Source organism: Vibrio sp. R15-SG3-ISO1B, from assembly GCF_059833835.1.
The window spans coordinates 70,242-85,057 of sequence record NZ_JCBDGG010000020.1; the positions used below are offsets into that span (position 1 = coordinate 70,242).

The 14,816-nt window shown below is 46.9% G+C and carries 14 protein-coding genes and 3 tRNA genes; 9 read left to right on the top strand and 8 right to left on the bottom strand.

Annotated features, from left to right (window positions below; all coding sequences use genetic code 11):
* Window positions 1-120: 120 nt before the first annotated feature.
* The 3 genes from AC6R0S_RS05780 to AC6R0S_RS05790 all read right to left on the bottom strand — a co-directional run bounded on the left by AC6R0S_RS05780 (window position 121) and on the right by AC6R0S_RS05790 (window position 2,089).
* On the bottom strand, window positions 121-456 hold the full coding sequence (locus AC6R0S_RS05780) for a c-type cytochrome (protein ID WP_500630757.1): 336 nt from the start codon (window positions 454-456) through the stop codon (window positions 121-123).
* Window positions 457-527: 71 nt separating this feature from the next.
* Window positions 528-1,532, bottom strand: coding sequence for a low-specificity L-threonine aldolase (gene ltaE / locus AC6R0S_RS05785; RefSeq protein WP_500630758.1), 1,005 nt, complete (start codon window positions 1,530-1,532; stop codon window positions 528-530).
* A 32-nt stretch (window positions 1,533-1,564) separates the two neighbouring features.
* A complete protein-coding gene (locus AC6R0S_RS05790; RefSeq protein ID WP_500630759.1) occupies window positions 1,565-2,089 on the bottom strand; it encodes an NUDIX hydrolase in 525 nt (174 codons plus the stop codon).
* A 272-nt stretch (window positions 2,090-2,361) separates the two neighbouring features.
* Between AC6R0S_RS05790 and AC6R0S_RS05795 the strand changes: the two genes are divergently transcribed.
* The 5 genes from AC6R0S_RS05795 to AC6R0S_RS05815 all read left to right on the top strand — a co-directional run bounded on the left by AC6R0S_RS05795 (window position 2,362) and on the right by AC6R0S_RS05815 (window position 9,079).
* Entirely contained in the window at window positions 2,362-4,023 is a 1,662-nt protein-coding gene (locus tag AC6R0S_RS05795) for an ATPase RavA domain-containing protein (protein ID WP_500637432.1), read from the top strand.
* Between the two features lie 11 nt (window positions 4,024-4,034).
* A complete protein-coding gene (viaA, locus tag AC6R0S_RS05800; protein WP_500637433.1) occupies window positions 4,035-5,480 on the top strand; it encodes an ATPase RavA stimulator ViaA in 1,446 nt (481 codons plus the stop codon).
* A gap of 273 nt (window positions 5,481-5,753) precedes the next feature.
* On the top strand, window positions 5,754-6,272 hold the full coding sequence (locus tag AC6R0S_RS05805; RefSeq protein WP_500637434.1) for a hypothetical protein: 519 nt from the start codon (window positions 5,754-5,756) through the stop codon (window positions 6,270-6,272).
* Window positions 6,269-7,837, top strand: a complete 1,569-nt coding sequence (locus AC6R0S_RS05810; protein WP_500637435.1) for an EAL domain-containing protein — start codon at window positions 6,269-6,271, stop codon at window positions 7,835-7,837. Before AC6R0S_RS05805 ends, AC6R0S_RS05810 begins: the two co-directional genes overlap by 4 nt.
* Window positions 7,838-7,966: 129 nt before the next feature.
* The gene (locus AC6R0S_RS05815) at window positions 7,967-9,079 is read left to right on the top strand and encodes a GGDEF domain-containing protein (protein WP_500637436.1); all 1,113 of its coding nucleotides are present in this window, start codon (window positions 7,967-7,969) and stop codon (window positions 9,077-9,079) included.
* A gap of 29 nt (window positions 9,080-9,108) precedes the next feature.
* Here the strand turns inward: AC6R0S_RS05815 and AC6R0S_RS05820 are convergent, their stop codons facing one another.
* Both AC6R0S_RS05820 and AC6R0S_RS05825 read right to left on the bottom strand, forming a co-directional pair.
* Entirely contained in the window at window positions 9,109-10,059 is a 951-nt protein-coding gene (locus tag AC6R0S_RS05820) for a sensor domain-containing diguanylate cyclase (RefSeq protein WP_500630820.1), read from the bottom strand.
* A gap of 11 nt (window positions 10,060-10,070) precedes the next feature.
* Window positions 10,071-11,051 carry a response regulator gene (locus AC6R0S_RS05825; RefSeq protein WP_500637437.1) on the bottom strand — a complete coding sequence of 327 codons (981 nt, stop codon included), beginning with the start codon at window positions 11,049-11,051 and terminating at the stop codon, window positions 10,071-10,073.
* 336 nt (window positions 11,052-11,387) lie between these two features.
* Between AC6R0S_RS05825 and AC6R0S_RS05830 the strand changes: the two genes are divergently transcribed.
* Together AC6R0S_RS05830 and AC6R0S_RS05835 are read left to right on the top strand one after the other, a co-directional pair.
* Window positions 11,388-11,735, top strand: a complete 348-nt coding sequence (locus AC6R0S_RS05830) for a HopJ type III effector protein (protein ID WP_500630765.1) — start codon at window positions 11,388-11,390, stop codon at window positions 11,733-11,735.
* Window positions 11,736-11,918: 183 nt separating this feature from the next.
* Window positions 11,919-11,992 (top strand) — tRNA-Cys (locus AC6R0S_RS05835).
* 16 nt (window positions 11,993-12,008) lie between these two features.
* On the opposite strand, the gene AC6R0S_RS05840 is transcribed toward AC6R0S_RS05835, so the two are convergent.
* The 3 genes from AC6R0S_RS05840 to AC6R0S_RS05850 all read right to left on the bottom strand — a co-directional run bounded on the left by AC6R0S_RS05840 (window position 12,009) and on the right by AC6R0S_RS05850 (window position 14,140).
* A complete protein-coding gene (locus AC6R0S_RS05840) occupies window positions 12,009-12,998 on the bottom strand; it encodes an LLM class flavin-dependent oxidoreductase (RefSeq protein WP_500629499.1) in 990 nt (329 codons plus the stop codon).
* Between the two features lie 111 nt (window positions 12,999-13,109).
* Window positions 13,110-13,418 (bottom strand): AzlD family protein, encoded by a 309-nt coding sequence (locus tag AC6R0S_RS05845; RefSeq protein WP_500630766.1) that lies wholly within the window; start codon window positions 13,416-13,418, stop codon window positions 13,110-13,112.
* Window positions 13,415-14,140: an AzlC family ABC transporter permease gene (locus AC6R0S_RS05850; protein ID WP_500630767.1), complete on the bottom strand. Its 726-nt coding sequence runs from the start codon at window positions 14,138-14,140 to the stop codon at window positions 13,415-13,417. Before AC6R0S_RS05850 ends, AC6R0S_RS05845 begins: the two co-directional genes overlap by 4 nt.
* 255 nt (window positions 14,141-14,395) lie before the next feature.
* Between AC6R0S_RS05850 and AC6R0S_RS05855 the strand changes: the two genes are divergently transcribed.
* Together AC6R0S_RS05855 and AC6R0S_RS05860 are read left to right on the top strand one after the other, a co-directional pair.
* Window positions 14,396-14,482, top strand: a tRNA-Leu gene (locus AC6R0S_RS05855).
* A 41-nt stretch (window positions 14,483-14,523) separates the two neighbouring features.
* Window positions 14,524-14,597 (top strand) — tRNA-Cys (locus tag AC6R0S_RS05860).
* The last annotated feature ends 219 nt before the right edge of the window (window positions 14,598-14,816 follow it).

Sequence of the window (14,816 nt, forward strand, 5' to 3'; positions counted from 1 at the left end):
CACTACATGTCGGTTTTTTTTGCTTTTTTTGTGATGATTGATAGGTTGTGAATAGGGCCGTACGCCAGTGTTGAATAGCGATGTACAACCCTTGAGAAGCGGTTTTTATTTGAGGTGTAATCAATCTTCTTGGGCAGCGTAAAACGCAGCAACATCGCGCAAGTCTTGTTCGTTGAGTTTGGAAAGTTGCGCTTTCATCATCTGCGCGAGTGGGCCAGTTCGCTCATCTCGTTGATAGGCACGCATCGCGTTGAACAGGTAAGTGGCATCTTGACCGTTGAGATTAGGGTAATTGGGATTGGCGCTTTGGCCGGTGCTGCCGTGACAAAAAACGCAACTGGGTGATTTGACTTGTCCAAGCTGCGCGTCGCCGAAAGGTTTCGCATGTGCCCCGCTAGCGAGTGTTAACGCGGTGCTAGTGGCCAGCAGGCATACGTGGCGTATCCATCGATTCATTTGTACTCTCAATGTCGGTGTGTGTGGACTGAGAATAAAGCTTCCCCTAGGGGGAAGCTCAATGGGCGAGATCAAAGCACACGTTGAATGTGCGCGCAGAGTGTGGAAATGTCGTCTTGGGTCACATCTTTGTGAGTAACAAAGCGGATGGGATTGGATGGTGTGATGAGAATATTCTCTTTGGCCAACGCTTCTGCGATGGCATCTATATCAAGGTGTTTCTCTAGTTTGGCAAAGACGATATTGGTTTGCACGAATTCTGGATTGACTGAAAAACCGGGCAATGTATTTAGGGTATGCGCGAGCTGTTTGGCGTTAACGTGGTCAATAGAAAGCTGAGCTACCTGCTCAGTCAGCGCTAATTTACCGGCAGCGGCCAATATGCCGGCTTGACGCATGCCGCCACCGAGCATTTTTCGGATGCGTCGTGCTTTGGCAATGTAGGCGTGACTGCCGAGCAGCAATGAGCCCACAGGCGCTGCAAGACCTTTAGAAAGACACACGGTCATGGAGTCGAAGTGACGTGCGATCTCAGTGACATCAACATCCAACGCGACGGCGGCGTTGTATACGCGAGCCCCGTCTAAATGCAGGCTTAAGCCGTGTCGGTCGACAAATTCTCGCGTTTGTGCCAGGTAATCGAGTGGCAGAACTTTACCATTAATGGTGTTTTCCAAGCTCAGTAAACGGGTTTTAGCAAAGTGACAATCATCGGGCTTGATGGCGGCTCGAAGTTTGTCGAAATCGAGAGTGCCATCCGGGTTGTTTTCAATCGGCTGGGGCTGAATTGAGCCAAGCACCGCAGCGCCACCTGCCTCAAAGCGATAGTTGTGCGCTTGTTGTCCACATAAGTACTCGTCGCCACGTTCACAGTGTGCCATCAACGCCAGTAGGTTGGCTTGCGTGCCAGATGTGGTAAAAAGTGCCGCCTCAAACCCATGACGCTTGGCCGCGAAGGACTCAAGTTCGTTGACGGTTGGGTCATCGCCGTATACATCATCGCCAACAGCGGCGTGGGCCATCGCTTCACGCATAGCTGGAGTGGGTCGAGTCACGGTGTCAGAGCGAAAATCCATAACCTATCCTTGTTAATGAGGGAAAACGAAATTCAAGAGAGATAGCCGCACAGTTTCGCTTTGCTGATGCATGCGATGGTTTTGGCGTCGGTGATCTCACCTGAAATGATGCGTTGTTCGATGTCGCGCAGCGATAAAGTCAGTACTTCAATCACTTCATCATCATCGCACGTTAAGCGTTTAGAAGCCGTGAGATCTTTGGCCACAAAAAGGTATTGAATCTCATCACAAAAACCTGCGAGCGGTGTGACTTGCCCTAAAGAAATCCACTCTGAGGCGCGATAGCCCGTTTCTTCCTCCAATTCACGTGAAGCGCAGTCGACTATGGCTTCGTTCGCTTCTAGTGTGCCTGCTGGGAGTTCAAGTAGCCACTTTTTAAGTGACGGCCGATATTGGTTCAGCATGACGATATCACCATTGTCATCGATAGGCAGCATAACCGCCGCGCCCGGGTGAGATATCGTGGTATGGGTAATCTGTTGACCATTGGGTAAGGTCACGGGTTCTTCAATAAGAGCAATCCGTTTCCAGGTGTGAATCGTGGTTTGTTTGTCCATTGGGTATGTGGTGTCCCTAGCATGTTGACCCTACCTTACCCATTTCGGCACCCGATGAAAAGTAATGAAGAGCGATGCGTTGGAATGGATTAATAACTCGGTGTGATGAATCGCGCAAATATGCAAACATTGATTACAGAAAATTAAGTAAAAAGCGAATCTGATATAACAAAGGGCTGATTATAATAAACTATACTTGTAACAAAGTAATAACAAATGTATAAAGCACGTTATACATTACGCTCGCTTAGCGCCCCGAGGATCGCCCAATAATGTTCAGTCAAAATAGAGTCCCCCACTCGCAAAAAGCGTTACTGTCGGAACGAATCAATAAGTTGGCTCACGCCCTATCTGACGGTGTCTACGAACGTGAAGATACCATCAAAATGTGTTTACTTGCGGCCCTGGCCGGTGAAAGCGTTTTTCTACTGGGCCCTCCAGGCATAGCAAAAAGTTTGATTGCTAAGCGCTTGATTCAAGCGTTTGATAACTCGTCCTATTTTGAATATTTGATGACACGTTTTTCTACACCAGAAGAGGTGTTTGGCCCGCTAAGCATACAAGAGCTGAAAGACAATGGCCGCTACGTGCGTCTGACTAATGGATATTTACCTACCGCGCAAGTCGTCTTTCTCGATGAGATATGGAAAGCCGGCCCCGCCATTCTCAACACACTCTTGACCGTGGTGAACGAGAAAACGTTTAAAAATGGCAGTGATATTGAGAAAGTGCCCATGCGTCTTTTAGTGTCGGCATCAAATGAATTGCCTGATGAAGACAGTGGTCTCGAGGCACTCTATGACCGCATGCTGGTGCGTTTGTTTGTTAATCGAATTCAAAATAAGCAAAACTTCAAATCCATGCTCACCGTTGGCACGACGCAAGAAGCCAAAATTCCAGAAGGCCTGGCGATTACCGATGAAGAATACCACCTCTGGCAGCAAGAGCTTGATACGCTTGAGCTGAGCGATGATGTGTTTGAAAAGCTGTTTGAACTCAAAAGCTTACTTGAGAAAGAGACTGGCGAAGTGCCCGGTTCGAGTGTGGATAAGGACATGTATGTGTCTGATCGACGCTGGAAAAAAGCCGTTAAGCTGTTGAAAGCCAGTGCCTACTTTAACGGCCGCGATGCGATCAACGCATTGGATCTGTTGCTGCTACAAGATTGCTTATGGAACAGCCCTGAATCTCGTGATGTGGTGCGCCGCGTCATTCGTCAGTTTGCGCTCAATTACGCGTTTGATCAGCAAGAGGTAGAGCAACAAATTACCCTCTGCCGTGAAACGCTACAAGACGTTCAAGAAGAACTCGAAGAGACGTTTGCTATCCAGCTCTCTCTTGAATCTTCAACGGGATTACTGAAGAAGCAGGTTCAGTCGTACGATTTCTCCGATGCACGTTTGTATAAAGTGGGTGTGACTCCGGGTCTTATCAAGTTGGTCCTGCTTCAGGCCAATATGTCGGTGTCTGAATCCGAAAAAGGTGACAGTCGCTGTGTGTTCGTCAGTAAACCCGATCTCGAAAAACTGGTTCGTGATGGCCACGGCGAAGTGAGTGGTTATGTCAATCAATCTACGGCGATTTGTCGTCTTCGTTTTGATGTGGATGCAGCCAATAACTTAGTCATTAAAGACATTGCGAATCGCGCAGTATTGTTGACCCCTGTCACGAGTGAAGGGCTAGACCACGACCGCTTCCAAAATTGGTTAACGCGTTCAGAGCAGGCGTTGAAATCGTTAGAAGAAGCAGAGCACCGCTTGCGTAAAGCGCGCTCCAGTTTCCACGCCGCACTGCCACACAACTTTATCGACGAGGCGATCCCTCGTGAGATGGAAGCTGGGCTACAAGGCTTAACCCAGGCATTGGAAGCGGCCAAATCAGAGAGCGAAAAAGCGCTTTATCGATTGCAAACTTTGCCACCGGTTTTTGAGTAAGGGGAAACGTTGTGCTGGGTGCAGATGGACTTAATTTAGCATTAATGATCGCCGATTCGGGCATCGTTGAAAGCGCGATGAACGATATTATTGCGCGCTCACAAGTGATGATCATGGCTGAGAACCGAGGAATGAAATCCTCGGTGAAAAATCATCTGTTGAAATGGCGCGGCAGTGTCAAAAAGCGCATCACTAAGGTGTGTGAAACGGAACGTTTTCAACAAGAGCTCGCGCTGTACCAAGAAGTCATTTATTGGGACGAAGCCAAGTTTCACGCTCAATTGCCTGAGGTCATTAAAAAGTTGGAGTGGCACTCGGCCTTCTACATGCAGGCGAGACGTCTTGTAGAGAAGAATAAAGGGGTTAAGAACCCAATGTTCGCCCACTATTTCTGCGATCAATGGTACAAAAGCTTGGTAGATGCGATAAAAACTGCCCAGTTAAGTGAGCTAGAAGCGAGTAAAGAAAAAGCCCTCAAAGATCTCTATCAACGCATGGAAACCATGAAAAACATGGATAACGTTGCGAAAGAGGGAGACGAAGCGAGTATTGGGCGTCTGTGGGATATGGCTGCGGCGAAGCTGAGCAAAACCGATCTCGGCACCATGAAAAAATATGCGGAGTTTTTGAAAAAGAACAGCGGGCTACAAAAAATTGCAGAGCAACTCGGTCGTATGGCGGGGCAAGTCAATGATCCTGATTTAAACCAAGCGCCAGTGGAAGCGATTGAAGTCGTGGAAGAGAAAACCGACGAAGCGACAGATGACATTGTCGGTATCCACGAAAGTGATGATCTCAACAAGCTACTGCCCAACGAGACGATGTTTTTGGCATACCCAGAGCTTGAGGTGGTTTTTTACAAGCACCTAGCGGATAAGCGTTTGATGAATTATCGCGTGCAAGGGAAAAATCGCACGTTGCGTAAAGTAACGGCTCAACAGCCTGACAGTAAAAGTATTGAGATTGAAAAAGGACCTTTTATCGTCTGTGTGGATGCCTCTGGCTCTATGAAAGGGGCGCCAGAGCAATGTGCCAAAGCGATGGCCTACGCCTTAATGCAAATCGCGCTGGCGGATGATCGCGATTGCTTTGTTATTCTGTTTTCTACGGAGCAGATTACCTACGAACTGACACGTCAAGATGGTTTGCGTGAAGCGAGTGATTTCTTGTCGTACAGCTTTCACGGCGGCACGGATCTCGAGCCTGTGATTCTTAAATCGATTGATTTGATGAGCAGTGAAAAGTACAAAAACGCCGATATGGTGGTGATTTCGGACTTTATTGCCCCGAAACAGTCACAAGAGGTACTGGATAAGGTCGCGGGCTTAAAAGAGAACAAAAACCGCTTCCACGCCTTGAGCGTGTCAAAGTATGGAAACCCAGAGCTGATGAGCATGTTTGATCATTGTTGGTCTTACCATCCAAATCTAGTCGGTAGATTGATGAAGAAATGGTAACGCCATAGTCTGCCCCAGATCATTATCCAAGTTGATTGAACAATGCCTCGCTTTCGCGGGGCATTGTCGTTTTATGACTTGCTAATTTATATGTGTATGGAAAATTCCGCGCGGCGATCCATTTGTGATATAAATCAATTTATGTGCAATTTAGCGGACTACTTCTCGCCAAGGCAATGATAAGTTTGTATATTTATCAGATAATTATTCGCTGAATGTCACATTTTTTTGCCTTTTTATGCTACCAAGGGGAAATGAGACCACTCAGTACGTTTGACGTATTTTCCTTGCGTGGTTTTTCACATAGACAGTAAAGAAAAAAAAGTAGTTAGACATTACCTGTTCTTCTTTTTAGCCAGTTTATCGTTTGCGCTTGTGACTTTTGCCATCATTCGCTCACCGCTAAATCAAGCCTCTTTCCAGGTACTAGGCCACGCAAATATTGCGCCGCTTACCGCAGGAAACAATGACGCGGGTGCTAAGTTACTCAATGTCTCTGAACGAGGTGTGTCGATACGTTGTAGTGATGCACCTCAAGCAGAGCTTGACATGTGCGGCATCGTATTCCCATTACCTCATGACGTACAAAATGGCCATTTTTTGTCCCTCAGCAAAAAAGCAACACTGAATGTGGAGGTTGAGTCGCTTTGGTCGGGTAGCACAGAGCAGCCGGGGGTCACGATCTTTGCTAAATCCTTATTAACTAAGGAGAAGTCCGAGCATTACCTGTCAAAGATACCAAATATCAAGCTGTACGGTTTGAACCTAAAAGTACCCAGTCTATCCCTTTGAGTCGATTTCGGGTCGAAACGTGGTGGGAGGAGCTGTTTGATATCCCTTATGAGCAAGCCGATTTAGATTTTAGCCGACTCGTTGCACTTGAGTTCTACACTGGAGGTGTTCCTGTAAAAGCGGACGGAGAGTGGGGGATGACGATTAAAAGCCTCTCGTTTAGTTGGCAAATCCACAATGAATCAACGTTTGTTAAAGTGATGTTTTTTTATTGGCCGCTTCTTCTCGTGGGCTGTTTGGCACATTACCTTTTTTATACTAAGTCACTCCTACTCCTTGCCAAGGATAATGTTTATAGAGACAAGAAAACAGGCTTTTACACGGTAGAGCACTTTGTCAAAAATTATTCAGCTCTAGCCCAATACAATGAACCCGTGAGACTGTACTTGGTCAAGATCAGCAACTATCACGCCTTAAACCACCATTTTGGTAATCCTGCGGTCATCAAAGTTATGGAACGAATGTGGCAAAAAATGGTGCGAGAATTATCTAATCATAAGCTGACGATTTATCGGGTGACAGAAGATGAATTGTTGATCGAGTGTGTGGATGAGAATTTAACTTCTCAGCAGTCTCAGTATTTACTTGATTTGAATGATTTAGGTGTCAATCTTGATGGGATTGGTCATCTAATGCTGGAAATCGTCATTGGCTACGTATCCAGTGACTTTTTACCTGAAACGGGCGTGAAAGCATTAGAGCGAGCGCGATTTGCTGTCAATATTGCCAAGCGAAATGAGCAGCGATCCGCCGAATTCAACTTCGATACTATGATGGCTCATGAAGAAGAGTATCAAATTGCAGACAGTGTGCGTATGGCGCTACAGAGTGAGCAGTTCTACTTGCTGTTTATGCCGATATACGATGCCGAGAAAGAGCAAATTGTTGGCGCGGAAGCACTGTTGAGGTGCCATTCGGAGAGTTTACGTCAACTCTCACCTGAGGTGTATATTACGGTCGCAGAACAATATGGATTGATTCGTGACATTGATCTTTGGGTTGTCGAAGCGTGCTTTAAAACATATCAAACCTATCGTGATAAATTGCCGGATGATTTTCGGTTGTCTATCAACATTTCATCACGAGAACTTCTTGATAAACAATTTATCAACGATTTTAAACGCCTACTTCGCCAGTATCGTGTACCAGAGCGTTTAGTTTGTTTAGAAATCACGGAAACCTTCTTTGTTCAGATGAAAGATTTCCATCTCAAAAGTATTGAGATTCTGCGTGAAATTGGCTGCCATGTTTCTCTGGATGATTTTGGTACCGGTTACACCTCTTACAACCATCTGGTTAATATCCCAGTTGATGAAATTAAAATTGATCGTAGTTTTGTCAATCAAATGGACACTGTCCAAGGTAAGGCCATTATCGAATCCATGATAAAGATAGCAGACTCGTTCAAATATGATGCTGTTGCGGAAGGTATTGAAACACAGAAACAATTTACTGAACTTCGAGCCATGGGATGTCGTTACTATCAAGGTTACTGGTTCTCGAAGCCGATCTCGATTGACGCGCTATGTTGTTTTGTAGATAAACCGGTTCACCTCACTTCTTAAATGGCCTGTACCCATAATTTTTCGATGGTTAATAGATATGTAATTCATTGAATTAACGAATGAAAAAACTACTATGCATTTGGTTTTATAGTCTAAACTAAAGCATGAGTTGGCTATGGAAGCAGAGCAATGAGAATTACAGATAAATCCTTGGTTGAGCAACAACAGATCTCAGAATCTGAGCTCAAACAACGGCTTCAGTTATTTCGCCTAACGTCGAGTGAGCTAGTGGAGCTACGTTCACTGAAAGGCGTAATAGTTCGCCAGTTAGATTCAATCGTTGCAGGTTTTTATGAGCATCAGACGAATACACCTGATGTAGAGACTTTAATTGGCGATGCCGGCACTCTGCAACGCTTGATGAGCGCTCTGCGTCAGTATGTGATTGATTTGTTCTCTAAAGAAGTCGATCTCGACTACGTTGAACATAGATTGAGAATCGGGTTGGTACACAAACGCATTGGCGTTGATCCAAAACTCTACTTGTCTGCCGTCAGTTACCTCAAAGAAGTGCTTTCATCGACGATCCGCTCGAATATTTCTGATGCCACCATAGCCAATTATCAATGCGAAATTTTAAGCCGTTTGATGGATTTTGATGTCTCTTATGTCTTTGATACTTACATTAAAAGCATGATGAATGAAATCGAGATGGAGCGGAATAAATCCTACCAATACGTCAATGAATTGGAGGAGATGGTCAGGGAAAGGACCAAGCACATTGAACTGATGGCAAGCCAAGATCCTCTCACCAATTTATACAATAAACGCGCATTTGAAGAAGTGGCAGAAAAGTTCTTCACAGAGTGTCATGAGCACGGAGATGGTATCACCGTGCTCTATATGGATATCGATAATTTTAAGGCGTTTAACGATAACTTTGGTCATGAGGAGGGGGATAACGTTTTGATCGCGGTGGCGGATGCTATTCGAGGGATTTCTAGGGGCATTGACAAAAGTTTCCGCTTTGGCGGCGATGAGTTCGTGGTGTTGATGCCAAGCTGTAAAAAGCAAGATGCTCAGAAGACCTATGTGCCACGTCTGATTGAACGTTTGGCGGAAATCCGCGATGACGTCTCGATCAGTATTGGTGTCTCTGAATCAACGGCGCAGCACCCAGTGTCGATGCGAGACGCGGTGAGACTCGCCGATCAACAAATGTATCGTGATAAAAAAAAGCACAGTGAGGCGGCCAGATCGCAGGTCATCACCAGTATTGTCAGTAAGCAAAAGTCGACATAACAGCGGCGTTCACTGAATGGCGAGTCGCGCTATTTCACAAACGACATATCGAACTCGGTTGATCGGTTTCGTCCGGATTCTTTGGAATAGTAGAGCGCTTTGTCTGCATGTTGTAACCAAGTTAGGTGGTTGGGTTGTTGTTCGGTCAACTCGCACACCCCGAGGCTGATGGTGTAGCGAACAGCGTACCCTTCGCACTCGACAATCGACTGTTCGATACGTTTTCTAAGGCGCTCGGTAAAATAGAGCGCTTGCTCAGAGCACGTACCTGGTAAGATAACCGTAAACTCTTCACCGCCGTAGCGGCCACAAATATCACTGCCACGAGAGGCTTTGATGAGCTCTTTTGCCGTGTGGCGGATCACCATGTCCCCGACAGTATGACCATAGTTATCATTAACTCGCTTGAAGTGATCAATATCGAAAATAACCAGTGACGCTGGTTTCCCGGTCACTTTAGCGTGATCAAACTCTTGCTGAAGACAACTTTCCCAGTAGGCACGATTGTAGAGTTGAGTTAAGCCGTCTGTGCGACTGAGATCCGACAGTTTTTGATTGGAATCGATGAGGTGGGTTTTGTTTTTCGCGACGTCCGTGACGTCATTGATGATAAGACTGACATGAGAGACTTCGCCGTTCACTGACGTTAAAGGGGAGAAGGTGATGTTTTGGCGCATCTCAGGTAAGCCGTTGGAGATTGGGCTGAAGTTTTTAAATTTGAACAGGTAAGGGCGGTCTTCCCAGCAAGAGAATCCGCGGCTGTTCAAACGAAACGAGGTGTCGACTTTATTACGCAGCCAAGTTTCAGGTAAGTCTTGCATAACGTCAAACAACACTTGGCCAATGATTGCTTCGGCGCGAATGCCACTGTACGACTGCATAAACGAATTCCACGCCAAGACTCGGTAGTGCTTATCCAAGACGATAAGTCCTGCATCCAGCTCGCCAATGATCTGCATCGCCCAGTGAAAATCCCCCATATCATGCTTGATCACATTACACACTCCAATACGGATTCGATGGACTTCATTGAGTCATTGTCCATAAGGAAAATCACGTCACAGGCGACATCGAGATTTTCGGCGTGATAAACAAACTCAATGGTAAAAATCTCTTGCTCGTAGCCGTTTAAAAACTGAGAGCAGCTTAGCGCTCGTTGTAGCGGCTCTTTTTCCAGCACGATGGGCTGGCGTAAAGAGATAGCAATGTCGAGCTGCTTGCTAAATGACACCAAAAACGAGGAGACTAATAAGTTAGCAATATCCAGGATCGCTTCGTTGGTTTCGGCATGAAAGTTGTCAACCGTAACAGCCGAAAATTGATCAATGCCTTGCCCGTGTAAGCAGACGAGCGCCTCACCATTGATGCCATTGCCAACAAAGCGCTGTGACACGGCGCGATATTCTGCATTGTTGACGATGTCTTGAATCGTCATTTTGAGTTCCGATTGATGCAAGGAGGCAACGTTAGGCAAAGGCATTTCAATAAATCGCCCGGTTTGTTCTGCGATGAGTGAGGCACTGGCACCGAGAGCGATATTGCTGATCTCTTTGATGTTATTGAGTAGCTCGTGAGCGGAGAGCTGCCGTGTGGGCTGTGTGTGCACCGAAGGGCACAGTGGGATCCCATAGCGTTCAAATACCGCGTGAAGATCCATCGCGCTGAACGGCTTCTCAATGAAGTCGTGGGCGCCGAGCTCCCGGCAGCGCTGTTTTGCCTGATTTTGAATATCCCCTGATACCACGATAACCTGGGTCGGGTGCGCATGGACAGGTAGCGAGGCAAGCACTTCGAAACCATCCACGACAGGCATGGTCAAATCGAGGAACAGGACGTCGATAGGCTCAGATGCAAGGCGCTCTAAAGCGCTCTTTCCATTTTCTGCTTGGTAAAGAGTGATTGCCTGTGTATCAATGTTCGATAAAATCGCTTTGCGCGCGATTTTAGAGTCATCACAAACCAGAATCTTCATAAGATGATGGTTGACCCAGTCGTCGTTGCCATAAAATCAAACCCTCTCGGCTTGCATTGGTGTCAATAATGAGACATTGCTTCAAAATTGCTGCGGGTTAGTAAACCCTTTTGCTATTGATTTTTCGAGTTATTTTTTTCTATCAGTAAAAGAAATTAGACTTTACGCACATATTACACTTGCATAAGTGTTTGGTTGGTTATGGTTTTTGTGTGTTTGATGTGCCACATGAATCGTGTCTATTTTGAAATACTGAGTGATTGGTTCATCTTCTCCTTTTGCCATCGAGGACGATCCCGTAGACTTGGCCCTTTATGACATAAGGAGCTTAACCAAATGGAACTCACCACCTTCATCCACACCCTTGAACACTCTCCGGAGACGATAGAGTTTGATCAGACCATGGCAATCATTGAGCGTTACTACACGTTTACGCCTACCGCGTTCACCAATGGTGACACCTTTAATGAGGTGAATCAGAACAATGGGTCTTGCAAGATTTTTGCGTTTGGCCAAAAGAATCAACTGTCAGAGTCACAAACCCTCGCTTGCTTTGGGCGTTATTATCGTGAAGATGTCCTCAACCATCCGGCAGGGGATGATCACGCGAACATCCGCAATTTTATGCAAACCGGTTGGCAAGGTGTGAATTTTGAAGGTCAAGCATTAGCAGATAAAGGGTAAGCGTCGTCAAAGACAGGCGAGAGGTGGACGACTATATTGGATGACCATTTCGAACAATGTCTGCTCTAATTGGCGCATTTGTCAGCGAACACGCCTAAAATAGGGATTTTTGTTTGACTCCTCGTGCTGAATACGTAAAGTAAGCGCCGAACACAGCACTGAGACTCAGTGCTGTTCTAAAAAGGCGCGTTGGCAGAGTGGCTATGCAGCGGATTGCAAATCCGTGGACCTCGGTTCGACTCCGGGACGCGCCTCCATTCTTTCTCTATCTTGTTATTCCATCAACTCAGACAATAGCTGATAAGAACGCAGTTTTTCGCTCTGATCATACACCATTGCGTTGACCATAATCTCATCGGCACCAGTCCGTTCAACCAGTGATTCAATAGCGTGTTTAACATGAGCTTTGTCACCATGAATCGACTCTCGCAACTGGGTTTCAACGTGCAGTTTTTCTTGCGCCGACCAAAGCGGTGCCATGCTGTGTACCGGAGCGGGCAGCTTTTCACGACGGCCGCGTACCATTTTCAAAAACTTCTGTTTTTCTGTCGTCGCCAAATACTCTGCGTGCGATTGGCTCTCTGCAACAATGACGTTAGCACCAATCATCACGTAAGGTTTTGCTAAGTGCTGCGACGGAACAAACTCATCACGATAATAAGCTAACGCTCGAGACATCGCGTCTGGTGCGAAGTGTGCGGCGAACGCAAAGGGCAGTCCTTTCTGCGCGGCCAAACGAGCGCTGTACGTACTCGATCCCAGCAACCAAATCGGTATTGACGTGTTGTTACCAGGATAAGCCGCAACGGGTTGGTTTTGGGATACGGGACCGAGAAAAAATGTCAACTCTTCTAGCAGCTCAGCGAAGTCGGGATCCATACGCTCTGGATCGCGCCTTAGCGCATGCATTGTCGGATAGTCGGTGCCAGGCGCTCGTCCCAGCCCAAGATCGATCCGCCCTGGGTAGAGCGCGTCCAATGTGCCAAATTGCTCTGCAATAACAAGGGGCGCATGGTTGGGCAACATAACGCCACCGGAGCCTAAACGGATCGAGTGAGTGTGAGCGCCGATATGGCTGAGCAACACACTGGTGGCGGCACTGGCAATATCAGGCATATTATGGTGTTCCGCCATCCAAAAACGGTGATAGCCCCAAGATTCGACGGCTTGCGCCAATTCAACTGAACGTTGAAAAGTCTGAGAGAAGTCTGTGCCGTCAGAAACGGGCGCCAAATCAAGAACGGATAAGCGTGGGAAAGACATAGATGAGTATGGCCTGTTGATGAATGTTATCTAACACATGGTGTCGAGTACGTAGGTTTAAAAGGGCAAATTTGCCCTTTCACAGTGGACAAATTTGTCCTTAATCTCCGCTTAGATGAGACGCGTGATCGCTGCTGCGGCAATACCTGCTGCGATTGCTGGCAACGGTTTTTTGGTGGTAAAGCTCACGATGGCAGTCACCAAAAGTGCAACGCGAGCCCCTATGTCACCTTCCACCGCTAAGGGGGCCAACAGCGCGATTAACACCGACCCCGACATAGCGGTGATAAATTGCTGCACTCGGTAGCTAATTGGTACAAACGACATGACGAACACGCCACCCCAGCGTGTGAGCAGGGTGATCAGTGCCATGGCGATAATAATGATTAACGTGCCTTGCCAATCGGTTGAGATCATCATGCTTGTTTCTCCGTCCAAAAGGCGCCGAGCAACCCTCCTGCGAGCGCGCCAACCACAACATGGCTATTGTCGGGCAAATAATAATAGGCCAGCAAGGATGCGCATGCGGCCACGCCCCAAATAACGAACATACGCAGGCTCTTAGGTCCAATTGCTACCATAGAGAGTAAAAAGCAGCCCATGACCATATCGAGGCCTAAACTGATTGGGTCACTGATCAAGTTGCCAAACGCATAGCCAAGCCAGGTGCCTAGCATCCAAAAAGACCACAACGCCACACCGCCACCGAGCAGAAGGCCGAGTCCTCTCTGATGGCGGCCAAACGCATTCATCGACATAGCCCAGTTGGCGTCTGAGGCAAATAACATAACGCCATAGCGTTTGCTGGCCGGAAGGTGGCGTAGCCAAGGGTAAAGGGTCGCCCCCATTAACAAATGACGCGCATTAATGGCAAAGACGGTCACTAAAACGGGAATCAACGCGACCTCTTGTCCCCACATCTCTAACGTCGCGAACTGTGACGCCCCTGCGAAGACTAATCCACTCATCAGCATAATGGATAACGGTTCCAAGCCGACTTGGACCGCAGCGACACCAAACGCAATACCGAAGATAATCACAAAGAATGACAGCGGAACCAGCTCTCGAAAACCGTTCCAAACATCATGACGAGTAAAATGGTGCAGCTCAGTGCTGTCCACTTGTTGAGTTTGAGTAAGCATGACTTTTCCTAGCCCAGTGTGCAGTGAAGTGATTTGCCACTGATTTATTATAAGAGCGTCTATCAGTACCATGAATATGTGCTAGACGCAAAAGGGTTGTGACGATGAATATTTGCACGGATTGATGGCTTTTTATCTAAACGGTTCAGCGAGTTACAGTTTTTTGTTGACCGCTTCTCTCAATTCGTTAAAGTACACCTCGTTCTCACGGCAATCGCCGAAGAGAAATGGTGTAACCTTCGCATCTATTGCGTTGCCCTGGTGGTGGAATTGGTAGACACAAGGGATTTAAAATCCCTCGGCGTTCGCGCTGTGCCGGTTCAAGTCCGGCCCGGGGCACCATTAACTCAAGTAGAGCAGGCTTATCAAGTTGTAGATACAAAGGCGCGTTGGCAGAGTGGCTATGCAGCGGATTGCAAATCCGTGGACCTCGGTTCGACTCCGGGACGCGCCTCCATTCTTTCTCTATCAGAAACTCTCTTCTAAAGTTGGCGCAAAAATCGGCTTGTTGCGACTCTATTTTCCAATATTTTTCTTTGTGATTGATTTTTGAGTGACATACTCTTATCGAGCGACGTGTTAATCGTAACGTTCTCTCAAACAGATAAATGGAAAAAGCGCCGAGAGTATCGGCGCTTTTGTCTTATTCTCAGTAATCTAAAGGCTGCTGATGCGC